The organism is Aeromonas sp. FDAARGOS 1411, assembly GCF_019047125.1.
GTDB lineage: Bacteria > Pseudomonadota > Gammaproteobacteria > Enterobacterales > Aeromonadaceae > Aeromonas > Aeromonas veronii.
In genome coordinates this window covers 175,879-200,812 of record NZ_CP077214.1, presented here as the reverse complement: position 1 = coordinate 200,812, position 24,934 = coordinate 175,879, and the positions used below count along the sequence as shown (strand labels likewise).

The 24,934-nt window shown below is 59.8% G+C and carries 25 protein-coding genes; 20 read left to right on the top strand and 5 right to left on the bottom strand.

The genetic code is table 11. The features are described from left to right. Positions 1–49: 49 nt before the first annotated feature. From I6L41_RS00840 to I6L41_RS00805, 8 genes are all read left to right on the top strand, one after another. Positions 50–1,927, top strand: a complete 1,878-nt coding sequence (locus tag I6L41_RS00840; RefSeq protein WP_005335052.1) for a methyl-accepting chemotaxis protein — start codon at positions 50–52, stop codon at positions 1,925–1,927. 509 nt (positions 1,928–2,436) lie between these two features. Further along, on the top strand, positions 2,437–4,221 hold the full coding sequence (gene frdA / locus I6L41_RS00835) for a fumarate reductase (quinol) flavoprotein subunit (protein ID WP_157162111.1): 1,785 nt from the start codon (positions 2,437–2,439) through the stop codon (positions 4,219–4,221). Then, positions 4,214–4,948 (top strand): succinate dehydrogenase/fumarate reductase iron-sulfur subunit, encoded by a 735-nt coding sequence (locus tag I6L41_RS00830; RefSeq protein WP_005335057.1) that lies wholly within the window; start codon positions 4,214–4,216, stop codon positions 4,946–4,948. Before frdA ends, I6L41_RS00830 begins: the two co-directional genes overlap by 8 nt. A 16-nt stretch (positions 4,949–4,964) precedes the next feature. Continuing rightward, the gene (locus I6L41_RS00825; protein WP_005335058.1) at positions 4,965–5,363 is read left to right on the top strand and encodes a hypothetical protein; all 399 of its coding nucleotides are present in this window, start codon (positions 4,965–4,967) and stop codon (positions 5,361–5,363) included. A 10-nt stretch (positions 5,364–5,373) separates the two neighbouring features. Continuing rightward, entirely contained in the window at positions 5,374–5,730 is a 357-nt protein-coding gene (frdD, locus tag I6L41_RS00820; RefSeq protein ID WP_005335059.1) for a fumarate reductase subunit FrdD, read from the top strand. Positions 5,731–5,981: 251 nt separating this feature from the next. Next, positions 5,982–6,710 (top strand): nucleoside recognition domain-containing protein, encoded by a 729-nt coding sequence (locus I6L41_RS00815; RefSeq protein WP_005335061.1) that lies wholly within the window; start codon positions 5,982–5,984, stop codon positions 6,708–6,710. Then, a complete protein-coding gene (locus I6L41_RS00810; RefSeq protein WP_005335063.1) occupies positions 6,707–7,174 on the top strand; it encodes a YjiG family protein in 468 nt (155 codons plus the stop codon). The genes I6L41_RS00815 and I6L41_RS00810 overlap by 4 nt, the downstream gene beginning before the upstream one ends. Positions 7,175–7,199: 25 nt before the next feature. Beyond that, positions 7,200–8,324, top strand: coding sequence for a M20 family metallopeptidase (locus tag I6L41_RS00805; protein WP_216961304.1), 1,125 nt, complete (start codon positions 7,200–7,202; stop codon positions 8,322–8,324). Positions 8,325–8,413: 89 nt separating this feature from the next. On the opposite strand, the gene I6L41_RS00800 is transcribed toward I6L41_RS00805, so the two are convergent. The 3 genes from I6L41_RS00800 to I6L41_RS00790 all read right to left on the bottom strand — a co-directional run bounded on the left by I6L41_RS00800 (position 8,414) and on the right by I6L41_RS00790 (position 11,182). Next, positions 8,414–9,163, bottom strand: a complete 750-nt coding sequence (locus I6L41_RS00800; RefSeq protein ID WP_139398826.1) for an ABC transporter substrate-binding protein — start codon at positions 9,161–9,163, stop codon at positions 8,414–8,416. A 91-nt stretch (positions 9,164–9,254) separates the two neighbouring features. Further along, entirely contained in the window at positions 9,255–10,481 is a 1,227-nt protein-coding gene (locus tag I6L41_RS00795) for a winged helix-turn-helix domain-containing protein (RefSeq protein WP_216961300.1), read from the bottom strand. Between the two features lie 107 nt (positions 10,482–10,588). Continuing rightward, on the bottom strand, positions 10,589–11,182 hold the full coding sequence (locus tag I6L41_RS00790; RefSeq protein WP_110302587.1) for a TetR/AcrR family transcriptional regulator: 594 nt from the start codon (positions 11,180–11,182) through the stop codon (positions 10,589–10,591). 107 nt (positions 11,183–11,289) lie between these two features. Here I6L41_RS00790 and I6L41_RS00785 point away from each other — a divergent pair, with 107 nt between their 5' ends. Both I6L41_RS00785 and I6L41_RS00780 read left to right on the top strand, forming a co-directional pair. Then, a complete protein-coding gene (locus I6L41_RS00785) occupies positions 11,290–12,213 on the top strand; it encodes an ABC transporter six-transmembrane domain-containing protein (protein WP_216961297.1) in 924 nt (307 codons plus the stop codon). Positions 12,214–12,241: 28 nt separating this feature from the next. Further along, a complete protein-coding gene (locus I6L41_RS00780) occupies positions 12,242–13,630 on the top strand; it encodes an FAD-binding oxidoreductase (RefSeq protein WP_216961293.1) in 1,389 nt (462 codons plus the stop codon). A 39-nt stretch (positions 13,631–13,669) separates the two neighbouring features. Here the strand turns inward: I6L41_RS00780 and I6L41_RS00775 are convergent, their stop codons facing one another. Continuing rightward, a complete protein-coding gene (locus I6L41_RS00775; protein ID WP_216961290.1) occupies positions 13,670–14,317 on the bottom strand; it encodes a class I SAM-dependent methyltransferase in 648 nt (215 codons plus the stop codon). A gap of 144 nt (positions 14,318–14,461) precedes the next feature. Here I6L41_RS00775 and I6L41_RS00770 point away from each other — a divergent pair, with 144 nt between their 5' ends. From I6L41_RS00770 to I6L41_RS00740, 7 genes are all read left to right on the top strand, one after another. Further along, positions 14,462–15,136, top strand: coding sequence for a thermostable hemolysin (locus I6L41_RS00770; protein ID WP_216961287.1), 675 nt, complete (start codon positions 14,462–14,464; stop codon positions 15,134–15,136). Further along, complete coding sequence (locus tag I6L41_RS00765; protein WP_216961283.1) at positions 15,133–16,599, top strand: AMP-dependent synthetase/ligase; 1,467 nt, start codon at positions 15,133–15,135, stop codon at positions 16,597–16,599. The genes I6L41_RS00770 and I6L41_RS00765 overlap by 4 nt, the downstream gene beginning before the upstream one ends. Next, positions 16,596–17,249, top strand: a complete 654-nt coding sequence (locus I6L41_RS00760; protein ID WP_216961278.1) for a TenA family transcriptional regulator — start codon at positions 16,596–16,598, stop codon at positions 17,247–17,249. The genes I6L41_RS00765 and I6L41_RS00760 overlap by 4 nt, the downstream gene beginning before the upstream one ends. Before the next feature lie 18 nt (positions 17,250–17,267). Then, positions 17,268–18,137: an SDR family oxidoreductase gene (locus tag I6L41_RS00755; RefSeq protein WP_216961275.1), complete on the top strand. Its 870-nt coding sequence runs from the start codon at positions 17,268–17,270 to the stop codon at positions 18,135–18,137. Between the two features lie 67 nt (positions 18,138–18,204). Further along, positions 18,205–18,771, top strand: coding sequence for a tetratricopeptide repeat protein (locus tag I6L41_RS00750; protein WP_234704167.1), 567 nt, complete (start codon positions 18,205–18,207; stop codon positions 18,769–18,771). Between the two features lie 130 nt (positions 18,772–18,901). Beyond that, positions 18,902–19,588, top strand: coding sequence for a response regulator (locus tag I6L41_RS00745; protein WP_005335091.1), 687 nt, complete (start codon positions 18,902–18,904; stop codon positions 19,586–19,588). Next, on the top strand, positions 19,585–21,021 hold the full coding sequence (locus tag I6L41_RS00740) for an ATP-binding protein (RefSeq protein ID WP_216961272.1): 1,437 nt from the start codon (positions 19,585–19,587) through the stop codon (positions 21,019–21,021). Before I6L41_RS00745 ends, I6L41_RS00740 begins: the two co-directional genes overlap by 4 nt. Before the next feature lie 38 nt (positions 21,022–21,059). Here I6L41_RS00740 and I6L41_RS00735 read toward each other — a convergent pair whose 3' ends face one another. After that, positions 21,060–21,554, bottom strand: a complete 495-nt coding sequence (locus tag I6L41_RS00735; protein ID WP_216961270.1) for a RimK/LysX family protein — start codon at positions 21,552–21,554, stop codon at positions 21,060–21,062. A gap of 381 nt (positions 21,555–21,935) precedes the next feature. On the opposite strand from I6L41_RS00735, the gene I6L41_RS00730 reads away from it, so the two are divergent. The 3 genes from I6L41_RS00730 (at position 21,936) to efp (ending at position 24,884) form a co-directional block, all read left to right on the top strand. Next, positions 21,936–22,979, top strand: a complete 1,044-nt coding sequence (locus I6L41_RS00730) for a GMP reductase (protein ID WP_005348017.1) — start codon at positions 21,936–21,938, stop codon at positions 22,977–22,979. A 96-nt stretch (positions 22,980–23,075) separates the two neighbouring features. After that, entirely contained in the window at positions 23,076–24,272 is a 1,197-nt protein-coding gene (earP, locus tag I6L41_RS00725; RefSeq protein ID WP_216961267.1) for an elongation factor P maturation arginine rhamnosyltransferase EarP, read from the top strand. A gap of 45 nt (positions 24,273–24,317) precedes the next feature. Further along, complete coding sequence (efp, locus tag I6L41_RS00720; protein WP_005362323.1) at positions 24,318–24,884, top strand: elongation factor P; 567 nt, start codon at positions 24,318–24,320, stop codon at positions 24,882–24,884. Positions 24,885–24,934 lie beyond the last annotated feature (50 nt).

Sequence of the window (24,934 nt, the reverse complement as noted above, 5' to 3'; positions counted from 1 at the left end):
AATAACTAGATTCCACACACTTCAGACTGACGCTCACAAGGATGTAACTATGAACTTATCCATTAAAAACAAGCTTGTCCTGGCTATCGGGGTCATCATTCTGGTGATCACCTGCCTGCAGGTCTGGTACAACACCTCGCAACTGCGCAGCGAGACCCAGCGACTGGTCTGGAACATCATCGACGAAAGCTCCATGGCCAACGTCAAGGGGATCTCCCGCTGGGTCGACTCCCGGATCAGCATGGTCAGTACCACCAAGGAAGCGTTCGCCAAAGAAGACGAGCCCATCAGTCATCTGGCCCAGTCCATGAATGCCGGTGGCTTCGACCTGGTCTATGCCGGTACCGCAGACGGCAAAATGATCCAGAGCAAACCAACCGACCTGCCAGCCGGTTATGACCCCCGTCAACGCCCCTGGTACAAGGACGCGGCCGCCGCAGGCAAACTGGTCATCACTGCCCCCTATGCCGATATCTCCACCGGCCAGCTGATTGTTACCATTGCCGAGCCGTTCCAGCGTGGCAATACCCAGGGGGTCATCGCCGGTGACGTCTCCATCAGCTCACTGATCTCGGACATTCTGGCGGTCACCACCGAGGGCACCTACGCCATGCTGGTGGACAGCAATGGCACCATCATCGCGCACCCCGATGCCTCCCTGAGCCTGAAATCCGCCACCGCTCTGGCACCGGAACTGACTGCCGCCTACATCAATCAGGTCGCCCATGACGGCATGATCAACGAGCTGGTGATCAGCGGCAAGAAAGAGGTCTACGACTTTAATGCCATTCCCAATACCAACTGGTATTACGGCATGATGGTGGATGAAGAGATCGCCTACCAGTCGGTACGCCGCATGGTTACCTCCTCCTTCATTCAGGGGCTTATCACCATACTGATCGTGGCAGGCTTCTCCTATGTCGCCATCAACGGCTCACTGGCCCCTCTGAAAACCCTGGGCGAAGCGATTGCCGATCTCTCCCGTGGCAACGGCGATCTGACCCGCCGCATCAAGATTGAACGTGAGGATGAAGTAGGCGCGGTTGCCAAACACGTCAACACCTTCATCGAGCGGATCCATGTGATGGTGCAGGATATCTCCAACTCCTCCGGTCAACTCAACCAGCAGGCCAAGTCCTCCCACAGCATGGCGGAGAAGGCCAATCAGGGGCTGGCACGCCAGCAAAACGAGATCTCCCAGATCGCCACTGCAGTACACGAGATGTCGGCCACCGCGGTCGAGGTCGCCAGCAACGCCGAGCAGACCGCCGAAGCGGCCCGCAGCTCCTCCAGCAGTTGCGAGCATGGCAAACAGGTGATCGCCCGCAACCAGCGCTCCATCACCGATCTGGCCACCCAGGTGGAACAGGCCTCCAACATCATTCAGGAACTGGAGAAAAACGCTCAGGAGATCAACACCATCCTCTCCACCATTCAGGGCATCGCCGAGCAGACCAACCTGCTGGCACTCAACGCCGCCATCGAAGCGGCACGTGCCGGTGAACAGGGTCGCGGCTTTGCGGTGGTAGCCGACGAGGTGCGCGTCCTGTCACAGCGTACCCACAGCTCCACCGTCGAGATCCGCAATATGATCGAAACCCTGCAACGCAATACCCAGGGAGCGGTCAGCACCATGCACGAAGGCCAGCTGTTGGCCCAGAACAGCGTGGATGACGCCAACAACGCCACCCATGCGCTGGAACAGATCACCACCTCGATCAACCAGATCTCCGACATGGCGACCCAGATCTCCAGCGCGGCTGAAGAGCAGCGGGCCGTCACCGACGAGGTAAGCCGCAACATTCAGGCGGTGAAAGATGTCTCGGACGAACTGGCAGTAGATGCAGACAGCTCACGCCATCTCTCTGAACAACTTAAAAATATTTCGGGTGAACTGAGCAATCAGGTCGGCATGTTCCGCATTTGAGCATGAGCAAAAGGGGCCGTACAGGCCCCTTTTATTTTTCTAAATAGCGCTTAATTTTCAGTGAGTAACCTCACATTACCCGCCAAATACCCCGCCTTGAAATCCTTGTGATTCGTTTGGGATTATCAGATCACCGCCGTAGTCACCGCAGCATTTCGGATTACCTATTTCTATCCGAATACATAAATGCCAATAATTCTCATTAAAAAATTACAATAAAAAACTTAAAATTTTTTTCGCGAGTACCTAAAAAGAGAGGTGATTCGCATTTTATTGAAAGAAAACTACGTACAATCCAGAAGTTAAAGTGCTCGTAGCTAGGTGTTCAACTGCTCAGTAACACCAAAAAATTACGATAATAACGACATTTTCATCCAGGGATTTGGGTGTTTTATAGAAAAATAACCAATAAAAAGGGAATAAAACCTAGCAGTTTGACTTGCATCAAGCCTGAATTTTTTTCATAGAGCAAAATCGTGCCCAGCAAATCTATCCCTAAGGAGGCAGATGTGGATATTATCAAGACCGATGTGGCCATCATCGGTGCTGGCGGTACCGGCTTACGCGCCGCTATCGCTATAGCCGAATCACAGCCAGACCTGGACATCGCCCTGATTTCCAAGGTTTACCCGATGCGCAGCCACACGGTTGCTGCCGAAGGCGGCGCCGCCGGTGTCGTCCGTGATGACGACTCCCTCGAAAACCACTTCAACGACACCGTCTCCGGTGGTGACTGGCTGTGCGAGCAGGACGTAGTGGAATACTTCGTCAACAACGCGACCAAAGAGATGATCCAGTTGGAGCACTGGGGTTGCCCCTGGAGCCGCAAGCCGGATGGTAAAGCCAACGTGCGTCCGTTTGGTGGCATGAAGGTTCCGCGTACCTGGTTCGCCGCAGACAAGTCCGGTTTCCATATTCTGCACACCCTGTTCCAGACCTCCGTCAAATACCCGAGCATCAAGCGCTTCGACGAGCATTTCTGCCTTGATCTGATCGTGGACGACGGCCGCGTTCAGGGTGTACTGACCTTCGACATCCAGAACGGTATCACCCGCTTCATCCAGGCCAAATCCGTGATCGTGGCAACCGGCGGCGCTGGCCGTGTCTATCGCTACAACACCAACGGTGGCATCGTCACCGGCGACGGCATGGCACTGGCCTACCGTCACGGCGTACCGCTGCGTGATATGGAATTCGTCCAGTATCACCCGACCGGTCTGCCGGGCACCGGCATCCTGATGACCGAAGGTTGTCGTGGTGAGGGTGGCGTCCTGCTGAACAAGGATGGCTACCGCTACCTGCAAGACTACGGCTTGGGCCCGGAAACCCCGATTGGCCAGCCGAAGAGCAAATACATGGAGCTGGGTCCGCGCGACCGCGTTTCCCAGGCATTCTGGCAAGAGCAGCAGAAAGGCCGCGTCATTCAGGGCCCGATGGGCGATGTGGTTCACCTCGACCTGCGTCACCTTGGCGAGAAGTACCTGAAAGAGCGTCTGCCGTTCATCTGCGAACTGGCCAAAGCCTACGTCAACGTGGATCCGGCCAAAGAGCCTATTCCGGTACGTCCGACTGCCCACTACACCATGGGTGGTATCGAGACTGACAACAAGTGTGCCACCCGTCTGGCCGGCCTCTACGCCGCTGGCGAATGTGCCTCCGTCGGTCTGCACGGCGCCAACCGTCTGGGTTCCAACTCCCTGTCCGAGATCGTGGTATTCGGCAAGCTGGCGGGTGAACAGGCCGGTGAATTCGCCAAGACTCAGAAACACGGCAACACCGAAGCTCTGGCTGCCAAGGCCGAGGCGCTCATCAAGCAGCACCTCTCCCTGCTCGACATCGATGGCACCGAGAACCCGGCCGATATTCGCAACGAGTTGGGCATGTCCATGGAAGCCGGTGTCGGTATCTACCGTACCGAAGAGCTGATGCAGGGCACCATCGACAAGATCAACGAGCTGAAAGCCCGTTACAAAAAGGTCAAGATCAACGACAAGTCCTCTGTCTTCAACACCGACCTGCTGTACGCCATCGAACTGGGCTACATGCTGGACGTGGCAGAAGCCATGGCTCACTCCGCCATCAATCGTAAAGAGTCCCGCGGTTCCCACCAGCGTCTGGATGGTTACGAAGAGCGTGATGACGTGAACTTCCTCAAGCACACGCTCTCGTTCTACCAAAATGGCGAAACGCCCTCCATCGATTACTCCGATGTGAAGATCACTAAGTCCCAGCCGGCAAAACGCGTGTACGGCTCCGAGGGTGAGAAACAAGACGAGGCTAAGAAGAATGGCTGAGATGATTGAAATTGAAATCCTGCGCTACCGTCCGGAACAGGATAACGAGCCCTGGATGCAAACCTTTCAGGTGCCATACCAGAGAGAGATGTCTCTGCTGGACGCCCTGCAGTACATCAAGGATCACCTGGACTCTACCCTGAGCTTCCGCTGGTCCTGCCGGATGGCGATCTGCGGCTCTTGCGGCATGATGGTCAACGGTGTGCCCAAGCTGGGTTGCAAGGCGTTCCTGCGCGACTACCTGCCGGGCAAGATGACCGTCGAGCCGCTCAACAACTTCCCGATCGAGCGCGATCTGGTGGTCGACATGTCCGACTTCATCGAGAAGCTGGAAAGCATCAAGCCGTACATCATCCCGAGCGAGCCGCGCAGCCTGTGTGATGGCGAGTACATCCAGACTCCGGCCCAGATGGCGCAGTACAAGCAGTTCTCCCAGTGCATCAACTGTGGTCTCTGCTACGCGGCTTGCCCGCAGTACGGCATCAACAAGAAGTTCACCGGTCCGGCGGCACTGGCTCTGGCCTATCGCTACAACGTCGATAACCGTGATGCTGGTGCCAAAGAGCGTATGCGCATCATCAGCCAGGACGAAGGCGTCTGGGGTTGTACCTTCGTGGGCTACTGCTCCGAAGTGTGCCCGAAGGGCGTCGATCCGGCGGCGGCCATCCAGCTTGGCAAGGTCGAAAGCGCCAAGGACTACATGATCGCCATGTTCAAGCCAGATTGAGAGCAGGATTGAGACCATGAACAACACTGATAGCAAACGTAAACCTTACGTCCGCGAAATGAAGAAAGACTGGTGGCTGAAGAACGCCTTCTACACCGGTTACATGATCCGTGAAGGCACCAGTATCTTCGTCTCCATCTACGCCGTTGTGCTGATGTGGGGTCTGATGCGCCTGGTTCAGGGTCAGGAAGCGTTCAACGGCTGGCTGGAATCCCTGCAAAGCCCGATCGCTATCCTGTTCCATGTCGTCGCTCTGGCGGCGTGCCTGTTCCATGCCAAAACCTGGTTCGCCCTGGCGCCGAAAGCCATGCGTATCTTCCGTGGTGAAGACCTGGTACCGGAGAAGCCGATCGTTCTCGCCCAGTATGTGGCGCTGGCGGTGGTGTCCCTGCTTGTCCTGATCATCGTGGCCTGAGGAGAAAACAATGAGACGTTCTGACGAACCAATTTACTGGGGTCTGTTTGGTGCGGGTGGCATGGTCGTTGCCATGCTGCTGCCGGTCATTGTCCTCATCACCGGTCTGCTGGTGCCCATGGGCATCATGGACGTGGAAACCATGAGCTATGACCGCGTGCACGCGTTCGCCAGCTCCTGGTGGGGTGCCTGCATCCTGCTGGTGATAATCGCCCTGCCAGTCTGGCACGGCATGCACCGTATCTACCACGGTCTGCACGATCTGGGGATCCACACCACCAAGCTGCACCACTATGTGTTCTATGGCTTTGCCTTCCTGGTATCTGCCATTAGTGTCGGCCTGCTGATGGTACTGGTACTCCAGTAATCACATCTGACTGATTGACCAAACCGGGCCTCGTGCCCGGTTTTTTATTGCCCCGCTATCCCGCCCTGCTTTTTATTCACTCAAACAATTCGATAAAAACCAGATTATCGTCCAATCATATGGCGATCACAGTCACATAACCCCAATACATTCGTCATTTGTAGCAAACCATTTTGACCACCATCAATTTAGTAACATCCATATCAATTACAATTATTCAGATTAAATAATTATTCATATGGAGCTAGCTAATGACAGACAAAACACGCTCGGTGAGTATAGGCAGTTACCTGGCACTGGCCTTCGCCGTGGTCTTCTTCTCCGGACTGTTGCAATCCGGCGAGTGGTATGGGGTATTCGATTTCACCACACTGAACGGCTCGTTCGGCACCATGGTCCAGAGCGTCAGCGAGAATGGTGACGGCATCAAGACCGCCATGACCGACATGCGCGGCAAGGGGGGCAACGGCGCTCGCGATGGCTTTCTGTTTGCCCTGACCCTGATCCCCACCGTGATGTTTGCCCTCGGTATGATCAATGTGCTGGAACACTACGGCGCGTTGGAAGCGGCCCGCAAGTTGCTGACCCCGCTGCTGCGTCCGCTGATGGGGATCCCCGGTAATACCGGTCTGGCACTGATCGCCTCCCTGCAGAGCACAGATGCCGGTGCCGCCATGACTCGTCAGCTCAAGGATGAAGGGCTCATCACCAAGCGTGAAACCGACGTGTTCACCATGTTCCAGTTCTCCGCTGGTGCCACCATCGTCAACTTCTTCTCCTCCGGCGCCGTGCTGTTCACCCTGACACTGGCAGATGGCAGCCCGGCGGTCAGCTCCTCCATCGGTCTGGCTGTCATCGTGATGTTCGCCTTCAAATTTGTCGGGGCCAACCTGTTTCGGGTCTACCTCAATATGAGCGAAGGCAAGCAGACCGATAACAACACCCAGCAGACCCTCAACACTCAGGAGCAAGCCAAATGAGCCAGGCCAACATCAAGAAACCCATCGTCACCGATATCTTCGTCGAAGGGGCCAAGAAGGGCTGGGTCATCGCCACCACCTCCACCGTTCCCAACGTACTGATGGCCTTTGTCATCATCAAGGCGCTGCAGATCACCGGCGCGCTGGATGCCATGGGCGCCATTTTCTCCCCCGTCATGGCCATCTTCGGGTTGCCCGGTGAGGCGGCAGCCGTGCTGATCGGCGCCTGGATGTCGATGGGCGGTGCAGTCGGTGTGGTCATCACCCTGTTCGATCAGGGGATCCTCAACGGCACCCACATCGCCATTCTGGCGCCAGCCATCTACCTGATGGGCTCCCAGGTGCAATACATGGGCCGCATCCTCGGCTGTATCGGCACCGAAGGGCGTTATATCCCCATCATGGTCGCCATCTCGGTACTCAACGCCTTCGGCGCCATGCTGGTGATGAACATCCTTCTCTGACCCGAACCTGATAGTGGAACAAACAATGACTTTTTCTCTGGATCAATACCTGACCGAACTGGCCCCGCTGATCAATCTGGATTGCGGATCCCTGCACCAGCCGGGCATTGCGGCGGTGGCCGACCTGATGGCCGCCAAATATGAGGCGATGGGCGGCTGGCAGATCAAGCGGATCGACTGTGGCGCAGCCGGGGTGGGACTGGAGATCCGCAATCAGCCTGATGCGGCGCAGATCGATGTAATGCTGATCGGCCATATGGATACCGTCTTCCCCCTCGGCACCGCCGCCGTCCGCCCGATGAGCATCGATGGTGAGCGCGCTTACGGTCCCGGTGTCTCCGACATGAAATCCGGCCTGCTCAACATCGTCTATGCCCTGCGTGAACTGCCCCGCGAGGTGCGCGATCGCCTGAGCATCTGCGTCTGCATGAACCCGGATGAGGAGATTGGCTCCCTGCACTCCAGCGACTGGCTGGCAGCGGTGGCCAAACAGGCAAAACAAGTGCTGGTGGCCGAAGCGGCCCGCGCCGATGGCTCGCTGGTCAAGGCGCGCAAGGGGATGGCCCGTTATCGCATCGACTTCACCGGCAAGGCGGCTCACGCGGGCAACGAACCGCAGAAGGGGCGCAGCGCCATCACCGAGTTGGGCCACTGGATCCTGGCCATCAACGCCCTGACCAACTTCGAGAGCGGCACCACCCTCAACATCGGCATTGTCGAGGGGGGCAACGGCGCCAACATAGTGCCGGCCCATGCCAGCGCCGTGGTAGACGTCCGCTTCTGGGACAATCAGGAGTACCACCAGATCAACGATCATCTGCTGACCCTGGCCGAGCGTCCCCATCTGGATGGCGTCACCATCCAGCTGACCCGCGAGGCCCACAAACCGGCCATGGTGCCGTCAGAGGGCACCCAGGCACTGATGCTGCTGGTGGAAGAGTGTGGCGCCGAACTGGGACTGCCGATCAGCTGGCAGGAGGTGGGGGGCGGCTCCGATGCCAACCTGACCGCCGCCCTCGGCATTCCCACTCTGGATGGTCTGGGCCCTATCGGCGCCGGTTTCCACAGTGACGAGGAGTATCTGGATCTGGCCAGCATTGCCCCGCGCATCGAGCTGCTGGTGAAGGTACTGACCCGTCTGGCGGCCTGACAAGCTCTCACGTAAAAAAGGGCCAGCCGGTTTACACCGGCTGGCCCTCTGTTTATCTGCTCCCCCTGAATGACAGCAACCCTTCGCTATTACTCCATCGGCGGCAAGAAGAGGCGCATCACCTCATCCGTATGCCCCCCTTCCTGAAATGCCACCAGCGACTGATTGAGGATATTCACCAGCTCGTGGCCGCGAGGGGAGCCCTTGCTCACCAGCAGATAGAATCCCTTGCGGCTGGGCAGGGCGAGATTGAGCAACCCGCTCTCGCTGCGGTAGATGCCAAGGCTGATGCCTGCTACCAGAGGTTCGATTTCGCTCGGCAGAAAGTCGCAGCGATCCCGCTCCAGCATATCGAGCGCCTGCTGCAACTGTTTGACCCGGCGTGGCTCCTGCGCAAGCCCGTAGGGGGTGTAGTTGTAGCCAATCACGCCGCACACCCGGGAACGATTGACCGTCTGCAGATCCGGCGGTTCGGGGTAGCGGCGCTTGAGATAGAAGAAACCGAGGTGGGTGTAGTAGAGGGGAACGCTGTAGAAGGCAAACTCGGCCCGCTCCGGCTTGTAGCTGGCATCCCAGGTCAGCTCGCACAGACCATTCTGGCGATAATCCGCCAGCTCCTGCTGCACCCGCGCCCAGGGCAGATAGCGGATCTGGTGCGAGAGCCCGCTCTGTTGCAGGGCATCGAGCACCAGCGTTGTCGCCGAACCGGTCAGGCGGCTGGTATCGGGCACCCCGTCCTTGCGCTCCCAGTAGGTAAAGGGGGCCCACTCGTTGCCCTCCCCCAGACAGATCTTCACTGGCGGCTCTTGCCCCCATAGCGCGGGGGACAAGATGGCCATCGCCAATCCCGCCCACCATGTTGCCACTAGTTTCATCTCCCGCTCCCGGACTGTTGATCCCTCTTGCAGCTTAGCCCAGAAGGGATTTTGCTCACTTTGCAGGGGCGCTTTCATGCCACAACGCCAGCAAATTGGCCGGAATGGCACCATAACGAAGCTGCGGCGTCTGGTGCCAGTCAGCCAACTTTTGCAGGGCTTTCGCCAGATCCTGTGCAAGCGTGCGGGTCACTCTCACCCCGGCTTCCAGATAGAGGCTCTTGATTTCGAAGATCCCCTGCTGGCGATGGGCCTTGGCATCCATTCTGCCCACCAGCTTGCCACGATGCAGCAGCGGCAACACGAAGTAGCCGTACTGACGCTTGGGTGCCGGGGTATAGCACTCGATACGATAGTCGAAGTTGAACAGTTCACTGGCTCGCTTGCGATCCCATATCAGCGGATCGAACGGCGACAGGGCGGTGGTATGAGTTGCCTTGAGGCTACCCGCCTGCGCCCTTGCCAGCTCATCGGCCAGAGATGCGTGCACGAAAGCACCGTGCAGCCATCCCTCGACACATACCGGCAGCAGCTCCCCCTCGTCCGCCAGTTGATGGAGCAAGGCGTCATATTTGCCACGCCGCAGCCGGTAGTAATCAGCCACCCAGCCAGTTTTGACCAGCCCCAGCGCCCGGCAACTGGCGCGCACCATATCCCGCTGCGCCTGCTCGACGCTCGGCAGGTCCCGCTGGTCGCTCCACTCAGGGATGACCCGCTCGGCCAGGTCATAGACTCGCTGAAAGTTGCGCCGCTCCCGCACCATCAGCTGACCTGTGGTAAAGAGCACTTCCAGATGACGTTTCTCCGGCTTCCAGTCCCACCAGCCGTTTCCCTTGCCGGTTGTGCGTTCAAAGTCGGCCGCCCGCACCGGGCCATGTTGACGAATGCGCTCGATCAGCTGACCGACCTCCTGCAGATGGGTGGCAAGCCAGTTGGCCGAAAACTTCCAGCCCATGGCGACGGGGTCGAGCATCCGATGGCGCAACAGCCGGTAATCTTCGCGGGGCACAAAGCAGGCCTCGTGGGCCCAATATTCGAAGATCTCGCCGTCAGCCAGCAGCTGCTCCAACCAACGCGGTTCGTACTGGCCAAGCCGGCTGAACAGCACCAGATAGGGGCTGCGCGCCACCACCGAGATGGTATCGATCTGCAGCAGCGCCATGCGGCGAATGGTGGCCAGCAGATCAGCCGGGGTCGCCTTGCTGCGACGGGGGGCAAGCAGCCCTTGCGCCGCCAGTTGCAGATGACGGGCATCTTGCAGTGACAAATGGGTAATCGACATCAACAACCGCTCCTTGGTATCTGACCATCGCGCGCCCGGCGGATGGCCAACGAAACCGGGGGAGGCCCCACGCTGGCATGCCTCCCCACCCTTTTTTGCCTGCGCCGCTATGAGTGAGTCGGGGGCAAGACCAGCTGATTGACCACCAGCATGATCTCTTGGTACGTGGCCTCGACCGTCTCGGGGGTCGGCTCCAGAATAAGGTCATCGGCATAGCCGTTGATGAGGGAGGTGATCTGACGCGCCAGTCGCCGGGCATCGCCCGCCACAAACTCGCCGCTGTCGATCCCCTTTTGCAGGATCTGCTCCAGCACCTCGCGCCACGCCAGAATGATTTTGCGGTAGCTCTCGGCAAACACAGGGTCGCGCAGTGACTCGTTCCAGGCATCCAGATAGATGGCCCAGGAGGCATCCTGACTGGTCGGCAGGTTGTCCCGCACGAAGAGCGGCAACGCTTCGCGGGCTGGCAGCGGCAACAGCCACTCCCGTTGCTCGGCGATCTCCTGATAGGTGAAACGCTCCACGGCGCAGAGGCAGAGCTCCTTCCAATCCTTGAAGTAGTGGTAGACGTGGCTGCGCGCCAGACCGGTGCGCTCGGCCACATCACGGGTTGACGATGCCGCCATCCCCTTCTCTCGAAACAGGGCCAATACGGCCTCGATGATCATCTCTTTGCGCTGTTCTGCTGATGGGCGTGCCATCTGACCTCCTGCGATATCAATCGATCTGCTTGACTTTGAGCGGTCGCTCAAACAAACTTTGAGCACTCGCTCAAACTTAGCGTTTCCGACATCTTAGGAGATAACCCATGACAACACCAACCACTTCGGCAGCCAGTTGCGACGAGCAGGCCACGCCGTTGCCACACTCGGCCGGTCGTTCGCTGGGGGCGATTGCGCGGGCCAATCCCCTCAAGCTGGCGGGCACCTTCTCGCTGGTGGCCCTCGAAAACATCCTGCTGGTGGTCTATCCCCTGTTCGCCGGCTTTGCCATCGACGCCATCGTCAAGGGCCAGTGGTGGCAGGCTTCAAGCTACGCCCTCATCGTGCTGCTGTTCTGGCTCATCGGCGCCCTGCGCCGAGCGGTCGATACCCGCACCTTTACCCATATCTATGCGGCACTGGCGGTGCCGGTGATCCTGACACAACGCCAGCAGCAGGAGGGGCAATCCACCATAGTGGCGCGGGTCACCCTGGCGCGGGAGTTTGTCGACTTCTTCGAGAAACATATCCCGATCCTGGCCACCAGCCTGATCTCCATCGTCGGTGCGGCCGTGATGCTGATGGTGATCGAGTTCTGGGTCGGCATCGCCTGCATGGGGGTATTGCTGCTGTTCGGCCTGCTGCTGCCCGGCTTTTCACGCAAAAACCAGCTGCTGCACGAGCGGCTCAACGATCGGCTGGAACACGAAGTCAAACTGGTCACCCATGCCCAATCAGCCAGCCTCTCCCGCCACTACCGCGCGCTGGCCTGGCTGCGCATCAGGATTTCGGATCGGGAGGCACTCGCTTTTCTGGTGGTCGGCATCAGCGCCTCCCTGCTGTTCCTGCTGGCCATCACCATGCTGATGGCCCAACCCCAGGTCTCCGCAGGCCATGTCTATGCTGTGATGACCTACCTCTGGAACTTTGTCACCAGCCTGGATGAGGGGCCCGGTCTTGCCGATCAGCTGGCCCGGCTGCGAGACATAGGCCGCCGGGTCAATACCGCCCAACCCGATGAAATAATTTGACATTTTGTATCTGTAACCGGAGTAGAAAATGAATCCGACCACCCTTTGCCAACGAGCGTTGACCATGTGCATCAGCTGTTTTTTCCTCGCCGCCTGCGGCCCCAAGATGAGCGACTTTGAGCCCAACACCAGCTACTGGTTCAAGGAGAAACCGGCAGAGGAGAGTGCCCCGCTGGCACAAGACATGAAGGTGGATATCGCCATCATAGGTGGCGGCTACAGCGGCCTCTCCAGCGCCTGGCATCTGGCCAAGGCCAATCCGTCGCTCAAGATCGCCATCTTCGAGGCCAAGCAGGTGGGCAGCGGCGCCTCGGGGCGCAATGGCGGCATGGTGCTGCCGGGCTCCGAGGTGATGGATCTCTACGAGGAGGGGGAGGCGAGCAAGCGCCACTACGACCTCACCGTCGCCAGCATGCGCAAGCTGCAGGCGCTGGTGGCCTCAACCGACGTCGAGGCCGATCTCAAGCTCGATGGCTATGTGGAGGCGATCCTCGATGAGGAGGATATCGCCGAGTACCGCGACTATGTGAAAACCGCCAATCACCTCGGCATCCCGCTCCAGTACTGGAACGCCGATACCACCGAAGAGAAGCTCGGCACCGACCGCTACGTAGGGGCGGTCTACGACCCCAATGGCGGTCAGGTACACGCCATGAAACTGGTCAATGCCCTGCGCAAGGCGGTGGAGCAGGCGGGCGTCACCATCTACGAGCAGAGCCCGGTGCTGGGTATCAAGGAGGGCAAGCAGATCGAGCTCAATGTAGCCGACAAGTACAAGGTGACCGCCGACAGCATAGTGCTGGCAACCAACGGCTATACCTCAAAACTTGGCTACTTCAGCGGGCGAGTCTTTCCGGTACACGCCCAGAGCGCCGTCACCGAGCCGCTCACCAAAAAGCAGCTGGCCGCCATCCAGTGGCAGAGCCGGGTGCCCTACTACGACACCCGCAACATCCTGTTCCATCTGGTATTGACCCCGGATAACCGCATCGTCATCGGTGGCGGCAATGCCGAGTACGTCTTCAACGACGGCCTCAACTACAAGGGCGATCTCAATCGGGTCAGCGAGATGATGATGACCGAGCTGGTGACCCTCTATCCGGCCCTCAAGGGGATCAAATTTGAACAGGTGTGGGACGGGGTGCTCGGCATGACCGGCGACAGCACTGAAGCGGTGGGGGTAATGGGGGATCACAACAACATCTACTACGCCCTCGGCTACAACGGCCACGGCATCAACCTCTCCTTCCTGTTTGGCGACATCGTGGCCAGCCTCTATCAAGGCAAGGATCACCCTTGGTTCAACCACGCGGAGCAGACGCTGCCGATGTGGCTGCCGCCAGAGCCATTCAAGTCAATCGGCGTCAAATCTGCCCTGATGTACTACCAGTGGCAGGACAAGGGCTACAAGGAGTAGCGCCGTGCGAACCCGACGAGTAACAGATGAAGGCACGCCTTAAGGCGTGCCTTTCTGCAATACCGCCACATCGGCGTGGGGAAAGCTGAGCTCGGCCTGCCAGCTGGCGGCCAACACCTGAAACGATGCCTCGGCAAAGAAGACGATGTGGGTCGGGTCGTGGCGATAGCGCCAGTTTTTAAACCTCTCGTCACGGAGCACCCGCTGGGTCTGCAGCACCAGCAGGCCACCGGGCTTGAGGCAATCCCACAACTGCGCCAGCACCGTGCGCGGCTCGGCGATATGCTCGATCACCTCGGTACTGGTGATGAAGTCATACTGACGCGTCAACAACTCGGGAAAGTCGGCATAGAACTTGTCATATCCAACCATGTCGTAACCCGCCTCACGCCCCATCGCCACCAGCGCAGGGCCGGGACCGCAGCCAAAATCGAGGCCACTGGCAGGGGTTGGCACCCGACTCAGTACCTCGCCAAATGCCCGCATCAGAAAGGTGCGATAACGGGGATCATCAACCCGGTTGTCGTGACCGTCATAGACCGCCTTCTCCGCCGCCTCATCCAGATGATCCGCCTCATCCAGCCAGACCAGCTCGCACGCGAGGCAGCGATGATAGCGCTTGCCAGCCACCGGCAGAGGATAACTGCGATGGCTGGCACACAGGGGGCAGCTGACGGTGGATGACATGACGGTTCCTCTTGGGGGCTTCCTGTTGGATAACAGCGGCGCAGATTGCCTGCCCGCTGCCTCGCTGACAACTTTTTTTGCTCCTTAAGGGTTTCTTAAGTTTGCCCTTTTACTCTCAAACCATCGCAAGAGAAGGAGTCACCCATGACCATCGAGATCCAGGCCCCCTACCGATTGCTGCTAGCCAAGTCCCCGCAGCAGGTCATGGCGCTGCAAGCCTATATCCAGGCAGCCTACACCCTCGAGTTCAACGCCCGCATCCCCCATTTCCTCCCTTGCCTGCTGGGGCTTTATCGGGCGGACGGGACGCTGGTCGGTGCCTGTGGTCTCAATCATGCCAGTGAGGGGCCTCTCTATCTGGAACAGTATCTGGAGCAACCCATCGAAGCCGCCATCAACACCCGCCTCGGGGTCTATCCGGCACGCAACCGCATTATCGAAGTGGGCAATCTGGCCTGCAGCGAACCGGGCAATGCCCGCCTGATGTTCGCGGCCCTGTGTCGTCTGCTGTGTGAAAACGCCCTCGACTACGTGGTCTTTACCGGCACGGCCAAGCTGCGCAACAGCTTTGCCCGCCTGCAACTCAATCCGGTGGAGCTGGCCCCCGCCCAGGCCCATCAGGTGGGAGCCGACGCCGACGCCTGGGGTGAGTACTACCGTTGCCAACCCAAGGTGATGGTGGGCGACATCAATCAGGGGCGCGAGGTGCTGGCCCAGAGCAGCCTGCTGCTCAATCTGCTGGCCCCCATGCCGACCCTGTTTGACGATGCCGGCAAGAGCAGTGATAACCAGACCCATCAAAAAAGGTGCGCCCAATGAGCCTGTTCGACGCCATCGCCAAACATGCCCGCGAGAATCCGCAATCCCCAGCGCTGCTGAGCAGCCAGCAGCGGCTCGACTACCACAGCCTCTGGCAACAGATCCAGCGTCTGGCCAGCCAGCTGCAACAGCTCGACATCAGCCGTCTGGCGCTGCAACTGGACAACGGCCTGCCCTGGGCGCTGCTGGATCTCGCCTGCACCCGCGCCGGTATCGTGGTGATCCCGGTGCCCCACTTCTTCAGTCAGGCCCAGCAGGCCTGGTTGCTGGAGAGCAGCGGCGCCGATGCGCTGGTCGGCCCATATCATCAGGGGTGGCATGCCGCCGAGCCGCTCTCGCTGATCACCGGCGAGCTGCCGCTCTGGCGCTATATCCCGGCCAATCGACCGGCGCTGCCCAAGGGCACTGCCAAGATCACCTACACCTCCGGCACCACGGGCCAGCCCAAGGGCGTCTGCCTGTCACTGACCCAGATGATGGCGGTGAGCCATGCGCTGGCCGAGCGAGTCGCGTCAACCAAGGTGGAAAAACACCTGACCCTGCTGCCGCTGGCGACCCTGCTTGAGAACATCACCGGCCTTTATGTGCCGCTGCTGACCGGCGCCTGCAGCCGCATTCCGTCCCTCGGGGAGCTCGGTTTCACCGGATCCAGTTCGCTCAATCCAGCCATGCTGGGGGAGGCGCTGCTGCGCTGGCCGACCCACAGTCTGGTGCTGGTACCCGAACTGCTGCGCCTGCTGCTGGCGCTCTGCACCAGCACACCGACGCTGGCCCAGCAGCTCAAGAGCCTGCGCTTTATTGCCGTCGGTGGCGGCAAGGTGGCCCCCGACCTGATCAAACACGCCCGTCAGCTCGGCCTGCCGGTGTATGAGGGATATGGCCTCTCGGAGTGTGGCTCCGTGGTGGCGCTCAACAGCCTGGATGCTGACAAGCTCGGCAGCGTCGGCCGCCCCCTGCCCCACTGTCAGGTCACCATCGCCAGCGACGGCGAAATTATGGTGAGCGGCAGTGCCATGCTGGGCTATCTCGGCAGCAACGAACCGACTCCCGAACAGATCGCCACTGGAGATCTGGGTCATCTGGATGATGAAGGCTACCTCCATATCACCGGGCGCAAGAAGAATGTCCAGATCACCGCCTTTGGCCGCAACTTCTCCCCCGAGTGGGTGGAGGCCGAAGCACAGCTCTGCCCCGCCGTCGCCCGCATCGTGGTGTTTGGCGATGGTCAACCCGCCAACGTGGCGCTGATCCAGCCCCTGCCGGGCAAAGAGGCGGATCTGCCCCGCCAGATCGCAGGTCTGAACCAGCGGCTGCCCGATTATGCCCGGCTGCACCACTGGTTGCCGGTGGCACTCGACCAGCATCCCGGCCTGCTGACCGCCAACGGGCGCCCCCGTCGCAACGAGATTTACCAACACTTTTCCCGGCAAATCAGCCAATGCCTTACAGGAGAATCGTCATGAGCTTCTACCAGACTCTGCAACAAGCCACTGCTCAGGAGCGTGAGCATCTGTTCAACGCCCCTATTATCGAAGCCTGTCGCCGTGGCGATATCAGCCGTGACACCTATCTCGCCTTTCTGGCGCAGGCCTACTACCACGTGCGCCACACAGTTCCGCTCCTGATGGCCACCGGCGGCAAGCTGAGTCAGGATTACGAGTGGGTGCGCGGCGCCATTGCCGAGTACATCGACGAGGAGTATGGCCATCAGGAGTGGATCCTCAACGACATCCGCGCCTGTGGCGGCGATGCCGAGGCGGTGCGCCACGGCCAGCCCGGGCTGCCCATAGAGCTGATGGTCGCCTTCCTCTACGACCAGATCCAGCGCGGCAACCCCATGGGCTTCTTCGGCATGGTGCAGGTACTGGAAGGCACCAGCGTCGCCATCGCCCTCACCGTTGCCGACCAGCTGAAAAAGGGACTCGGCCTGCCACCGCAGGCGATGAGTTACCTGAGCTCCCACGGCGCCCTGGATCAGGAGCACCTCAAGTTCTTTGAATCCTTGATGGATAAGGTCGAGAGCCCGGCAGATCAGGCCGCCATCATCCACTCCACCAAGGTGGTCTATCGCCTCTACGGCGAGATGCTCTACAACCTCACCGCCACGCACTGACCAGAAGGAATCCGCATCATGAAACTTGAAGGAAAAACGGTGCTGCTCACCGGTGCCAGCGGCGGGATTGGCGAGGAGCTGTCCCAGGAGCTGGCCGCTCAGGGCGCCCATCTGCTGCTGCACGGCCGCCGCGCCCCGGCGCTCGAGCGCTTGTGCAAGTCGCTGCCGCACCCCGAGCGCCATCAGGTGGTGATCGCCGATCTTGGCGTGTCCCACGAGCGGGCCAAGCTGCTGCAACACCCGGCACTGGAGCAGGGGCTCGACATCCTGATCAACAACGCCGGCTGCAACCAGTTTGCCTGGCTGGAAGATCAGAGCAGCGAGCAGGTCGAGCGCCAGCTGCTGCTCAATATCGAGGCGCCAATCCAGCTGACCCGCGCCCTGCTGCCCCGCCTGCGCAAACCGGGGATCATCATGAACATGGGCTCGAGCCTGGGCAGCATCGGCTACCCCGGTTACAGCGTCTACTGCGCCAGCAAATTTGCCCTGCGCGGCTTTAGCGAAGCGCTGGGACGGGAGCTGGAGGGAAGTGGTATCAAGGTGCTGCACTTTGCCCCCCGCGCCACCCGCACCAAGCTCAATTCCGAAGCCGCTTACGAGATGAATGCGGCGCTCGGCACCCAGACCGACAGCCCGCAGGAGGTGGCCGAAGAGGCGGTCATCGCCCTGTGCAACGAAACCCGCCGCAGCTGGCTCGGCTGGCCGGAAAAACTGTTCGTGCGGCTCAATGCCCTGCTGCCCGGCATCGTCGACAAGGCGCTGGCCAAACAGCTGCCAATCATCAAACGTTATGCCCGTCATCTTCAGCCAGGGACGGCTGATGCCGGCGCCAACAGTGCGCCACAACCAGACTTGTCCCGCCCGATCCCGACCAAGAAGGAGCATTAATATGAATTTTGTCCGTCAATCAGTGACCTCTTGTGCCATCGCCATCCTGCTGGGGTCCTCCTCGGTCATGGCCGCGGGTGATGCCCTCGTCCCCATCCAGCAACAGTGGGCCGTCTGCCAGTATCAACAGACCGGCAAGGCGAAAGAGAGCTGCCTCGAAACCCTGAGCACCCAGGCCGAAGCGGCCAGCGCCAAGGAGCCCTTTCGCGCCGACCTGCTGATCTGGTCTGCCATCGTCAAGAGCACCTGGGCGGGGGCCAAAGGGGGGCTGGGAGCGCTGGGTCTGGTGAAAGAGGCCAAGGCCAAGCTGGAGCTTGCGCTCAAGCAGGATCCCAAGGCGCTGGACGGCTCTGCCTACACCAGTCTGGGCTCCCTCTACTATCAGGTGCCCGGGTGGCCGGTCGGCTTTGGCGATGACGAGAAGGCGGAGCAACTGCTCAAGCAGGCGCTGGCCATCAATCCGGATGGCATCGACCCCAACTTCTTCTATGGCGACTTCCTGCTGGATCAGGGTCGCAAGGCCGAGGCCAAAACCTATCTCGACAAGGCGCTGGCCGCCCCGGCCCGCCCGGGCCGCGAAGTGGCCGACGAAGGGCGCAGAATGGAAATCCGCGATCGGCTGGCCAAGCTATAAAACCCTGATGGATCAAAGAACTATTTAAACTCTGCCCACCAGCTTGCATACTGGTGGGCAGGGTTGTTTATGCCACGGCACGCCCTGGCGCTGAGCCAGATCGCCACACCCAACAAACAGGGAGAAAAGAATGCGGATCCTGCTGGTGGAAGATGATGTGATGCTGGGGGATGGTATGCAGGATGCACTGCGCCATAGCGGCTACACGGTGGACTGGCTGCAACAGGGGTTGCCCGCTCTGGCAGCCCTCAAGAGCGACGAGTTCGCCGCCCTGATCCTCGATCTCAATCTGCCCGACATCGATGGCCTCAGCCTGCTGCGCAAGTTGCGGCGTGAAGGACACCAATTGCCGGTGCTGATCCTCACCGCCCGCGATGCGCTGGATGATCGGGTGGTCGGCCTTGATGCCGGCTCCGACGACTACATGGTCAAGCCCTTCGCCCTGCAGGAGCTCAACGCCCGCCTGCGCGCCCTGGTTCGCCGCAGCAAGGGGCAGGCTCAGGCGGTACTGGAGTATGGCGACATCCTCATCTATCCAGAATCCCAGCAGGTCACCTATCAGGGGGAGGCGGTCAAACTCACCCCCCACGAATACAAGTTGCTGCAGGAGCTGATCAGCCAGAGCGGCCGGGTGCTGAGCAAGGATCAGCTGCAACAGAGCCTCTACGGCTGGGATGAAGGGGCCGAGAGCAACGCGGTAGAGGTGCATATCCACCATCTGCGCAAGAAGTTCTACAGCGACCTCATCCGCAATATTCGCGGGGTCGGCTACATCATTCCCCAGCTCGAACAACCAAGCCGGACACCCGCACGATGAAACGTCCGCGCTCCATTCGCCGCTTTCTGCTCACCGGTATCCTGACGCTGGTGAGCCTGAGTCTCACCATCAGCGCCTTTATCGGCTACATGGAGGCGAGCCACGAAATGGAGGAGCTGTTTGATGCCCGCCTCGCCCAGTCGGCCCGCATCACCAACCAGCTGCTGGCTCGCTATATGGCCCAGCAGGGGCAGCTGCCCGCCAACGGCACCGTCTATCAGGAGTGGGAAGCGCAAAATCCCGATGAGTGGCAAAAAGACCCCAGCCTCAACCTGACCGGCGAAGATCGGGAGATCACCCCCTACGGCCACGAGTTCGAACGCAATCTCTACTTCCAGCTGCTCGATGAAAAGGGCGGCTTGCTGCTGCGCGCCCCCAGCGCCCCGGAGCAGCCGCTGGTCACCTTGGCTATCGGCTTCGACACGGTCGAAAAAGATCATCACCAGTGGCGCACCTTCACTCTCTACAACCAGCAGGAACAGACCTGGCTGGTGGTAGCCGAGCGGGACGACGAGCGCAGCGAACTGGCCAGCAAGATGGCCACCCTCACCATGCTGCCGCTGCTGATCACTCTCCCCTTCCTGCTGGCCCTGCTCTGGTGGCTCATCACCCGCGGGCTGGCCCCCCTGCGCCAGCTGGCCCAGGCCATCAGCGAACGTCACCCCGCTAATCTGAGCCCCCTCAGCCTCAAGATAAGCGCTCAGGAGCTGACCCCCCTCACCAACGAGATCAACCGGCTGATGCAGGCGCTGGCGGAGACCATAGAGCGGGAGAAACAGTTCACCAACGAGGCGGCCCACGAGCTGCGCACCCCGCTGGCGGTACTACGGATCCACAGTGAAAATGCCCTGGCTGCCGAAGATGAAGTGAGCCGCCAGCAATCCCTGCACAAGATGCTGCAAGCCCTAGACCGCAGCGATCGGCTGATCCGCCAACTGCTGACCCAGGCCCGTATCGACAACCAGCAGGGGCTGGTATTGACCGAGCTGGAGATAGGCCACCTGCTGCAAGGCACCCTCGCGACCCTGGCTCCCATTGCCCTCAAGAAGGATCAGCAGCTGTCGCTGGAGTGTGAATTGCCGCAGCTGGTGATGGGGCAGGCCACCCTGCTCGAACTGCTGTTCAGTAATCTCATCGACAATGCGCTGCGCTACACCCAGCCGGAGGGCGAGATCAGGGTGCGGGTTCAGCGAGAGGGCAATCGGGTGAGGGTGGATGTGAGCGACAATGGCCCCGGCATTCCCGCCAGCGCCTTGCCCCGGCTGTATGAACGCTTCTTTCGGGTCAATCCCCAGCAGGGGGATGGCGTCGGCCTTGGCATGGCCATCGTCTCGCGTATCGCCCAGTTGCACGGCGCCGACCTCGATGTCCACAACCGGCCGGAAGGGGGGCTGGAGGTGAGCGTGCTGCTCCCGCTGCCGCCGGCAAGATAAGCGATAAGTAAAGAGCCCGCGATGCGGGCTCTTTACTTTCAATGACAATCTGGCTGCACGGTAAAGGTTCGACTGGAGTCCACTGGGCCCAGCTCCGCCAGCAGACGGCGGCCCAGCAGTACCGGATAGATCATCTTGCTGCGATCCCGCAGGGTGAACCACTCCTCATACACCTTGTCCCCCAGACAGATGGACATGGTCACCGTTGGTCGATGCTCCATACCGCCCGCCCCGCGCACCGTCACACTGCGCTCGACCCGCCGCTCGAACTGCTGCTTGATCAGTTTGCCGCTGTCGGCATCGGTCACCACCAGCATGAAGCGCACCCAGGGCTTGCCATCCCGTTTGAATCTGGTGATGGCGCGTGCATCGAGGGAAGAGGTGAGCGCCCCGGTGTCGAGTTTCATCTTCACCACCACGCCGGTGGGCAAAATAAGTCCCTTCTCGATCCAGCCATAGCTGGTCGGGGTCTCTGCCAGCACACTGCCACACAGTGCCAGCATCAGGGTGATCCCCACCATCATCTTGCCCATTTTACTGCCCTGCCTTGTCAATCCTGCGCCCAGATCTACCACAGTCCTATTGTGGGTCAATCCGATTTATTTCAGCTACTTGGATAATATCTGGCGGGTCAGGAGAGAGACGACAAAGAGTGGCCGAACGGCGGCCCAAGCGAGCGGGCATATCGAAGGAGAGCAAGGCACCGAACGGTGCTGGATGAAACTGGTGGTTAACCTCAGGTTGTGACGCCAAAGGCTACCACAAGGATTTACAAATTATCAGTCTTGTTCTGAAGGGATTTTTGCCTACACTGTTGTAAACCGGAGGGCCTGAAAACCACCGGTTTTTTTGCGCCTGCCGAAAATTTGCCACTGCAAAAGTGACTTTCAACAAGGCTCAATAAGGAATTTGTAATGCGTATCGAAGAAGACTTGAAGCTCGGTTTCAAGGATGTCCTGTTCCGCCCCAAGCGCTCTACTCTCAAGAGCCGTTCCCAAGTAAGCCTGACCCGTCAGTTCACCTTCAAACACACTCAGACCCAATGGCAAGGCGTACCCGTTATCGCCGCCAACATGGATACCGTCGGCAGCTTTGCCATGGCGCGCACGCTGGCCGGTTTCGAGATGATGACCGCGGTACACAAGCACTACAGCCTTGAGCAGTGGCAAGCTTTCGTCAACGAGACCGATCCGGCGCTGCTGGGCCATGTGATGGTCTCCACCGGCACCTCGGCTGAAGATTTCGCCAAGACCCGCCAGATCCTCGCCATGTCCGAAGCGCTGCGCTTCATCTGTGTCGACGTGGCCAACGGCTACTCCGAACACTTCGTCGAGTTCGTGCGCAAAATTCGTGAAGCCTGCCCCAACCACGTCATCCTGGCAGGCAACGTGGTGACCGGCGAGATGGTCGAAGAGCTGATCCTCTCCGGCGCCGACATCGTCAAGGTCGGCATCGGCCCGGGCTCTGTCTGTACCACTCGCGTCAAGACCGGCGTCGGCTACCCGCAGCTCTCTGCCATCATCGAGTGTGCCGATGCGGCCCACGGCCTCGGCGGCCAGATCGTCGGTGACGGCGGCTGCACCTGCCCGGGCGACGTCGCCAAAGCCTTCGGCGGCGGCGCCGACTTCGTGATGCTGGGCGGCATGCTGGCAGCCCACGAGGAGTGCGGTGGCGAGATCGTCGATGTAGACGGTGAGCCTTTCATGAAGTTCTACGGCATGAGCTCCTCCAGCGCCATGGACAAGCACGCCGGTGGTGTCGCCGAATACCGCGCCTCCGAGGGTAAAACCGTGCTGCTGCCCTACCGCGGCCCGGTCGAGAACGCCGTGCGCGACATTCTGGGCGGCGTGCGCTCCACCTGTACCTACGTGGGCGCCAGCCAGCTGAAAGAGCTCACCAAACGCACCACCTTTATCCGGGTGCGTGAGCAAGAGAACAACGTCTACGGCAAGGAGTAACCTGCCACAGACCGCCGTCACACGCTGACGGTTAGAAGCCAGTCAACCGGTGTGCTACCCTGCGCACCGGTTTTTTTGCATCTGGGATCCCAAGCCATGACCACTCCCCTGCCCCCGTTTGACTGGGACATCTTCTGTTGCGTCGTCGACAACTTCGGTGACATCGGCGTCACCTGGCGACTTGCCCGCCAGTTAAAGCGGGAGGGGAATATTGCGGCACATGGCAATGAGGTTCAGGTGCGGCTTTGGGTGGACGATCTGGAAAGTTTCGCCCGCATCTGCCCCAAGCTCGACCCAGCGCAGGATGGCCAGTGGGTCGATGGCATCTATATCCAGCACTGGCATGAGACCCTGCCGACCGACATGACCCCGGCCAGAGTGGTGATCGAGGCTTTTGCCTGCGAGCTGCCCAACCTCTTCATAGAGCTGATGGCGAGCCAACCCAGCCCCCCATGCTGGATCAATCTGGAGTACCTCTCGGCGGAGAGCTGGGTAGAGGATTGCCACGGCCTCGCCTCGCCCCAGCGGGTTGGCAATAAAAGCCTCAACAAATACTTCTTCTTCCCAGGCTTTACCGCTAAAACCGGCGGCCTTTTGTGCGAGCACGACCTCATCGCCGAACAGGAGCGGTGGCAGCAAGATGATGCGGGACTTACCGCCTACTGGGCCAGCCTCGGTTTGCCGCCCAGACAAGAGAACGAGCTGCGGGTCAGCCTCTTTACCTACGAGAGCGATGCACTGCAAAGCCTGGTCGAGAGCTGGTGCCAGAGCACCACGCCCGTCACCCTGCTGCTGCCGCTGGGGCGCTCGCTGCAAGATGTGCTGCGCGGCGCGAGCCTTGAAGATACCATCACCACCGCCAGGGCGGGGGATCTGCTCCACTCGGGCAACCTCACCATCAAGCTGCTGCCGATGACCGATCAGGCCGGTTACGATCGACTGCTGTGGAGCTGCGATCTCAATCTGGTGCGCGGGGAGGACTCCTTCGTGCGGGCCCAGTGGGCAGCACGTCCTTTCCTCTGGCACATCTACCAACAGGAGGAGGAGGCCCATCTGGTCAAGCTGGAGCAGTTCCTTGACCACTACTTATCCGATCTACCCGCCGAGTGCGGCCAATGGCTGCGCCGCTTTAATCTGGCTCTCAACCGTGGTGAAGATTGCCGCGAACTTTGGACCCAATGGCCACGATATAGCGCCATTTGGCAGCAACATGGGCGAAGCTGGTCACAGAAGTTGCTCCGGGATGGGGATCTCGTCACACGGTTGGTGAAATTTTTAGAAAGCCGTATATAATCTGGCAGTTTTTATCCGTCCGTTTCACGAACAGGAATTTTTTACATGAAAACCGCACAGGAAATCCGCGCTGGTAACGTAGTCATGATCGGCACCGAGCCGATGGTGGTTCAAAAGGCTGAATTCAACAAATCCGGCCGTAACTCCGCCGTGGTCAAAATGAAGCTGAAGGGCCTGCTGAACGGCAGCGCTACCGAGACCGTCTTCAAGGCCGACGACAAGCTGGACGTTGTTCAGCTGGAACGTAAAGAGTGCACCTACTCCTACTTCTCCGACCCCCTGTATGTCTTTATGGACACCGAGTACAACCAGTACGACGTAGAGAAAGACAACCTGGGTGACGTGCTGAACTACCTGGTAGACGGCATGGAAGACATCTGCGAAGTGACTTTCTACAACGAGAAAGCCATCTCCGTAGAACTGCCGACCACCATCGTGCGTGAAGTTGAGTACACCGAGCCGGCTGCCCGTGGCGACACCTCCGGTAAAGTGACCAAGCCTGCCCGTCTGAAAGGCACTACCTACGAGCTGGCTGTTGCCGCTTTCGTAGAGATCGGTGACAAGATCGAAATCGATACCCGCACCGGCGAATTCAAGCGTCGCGTCAACTAATTGACCGCTTTGAATTGATTACAAAAAAGCGAGCCACCGGCTCGCTTTTT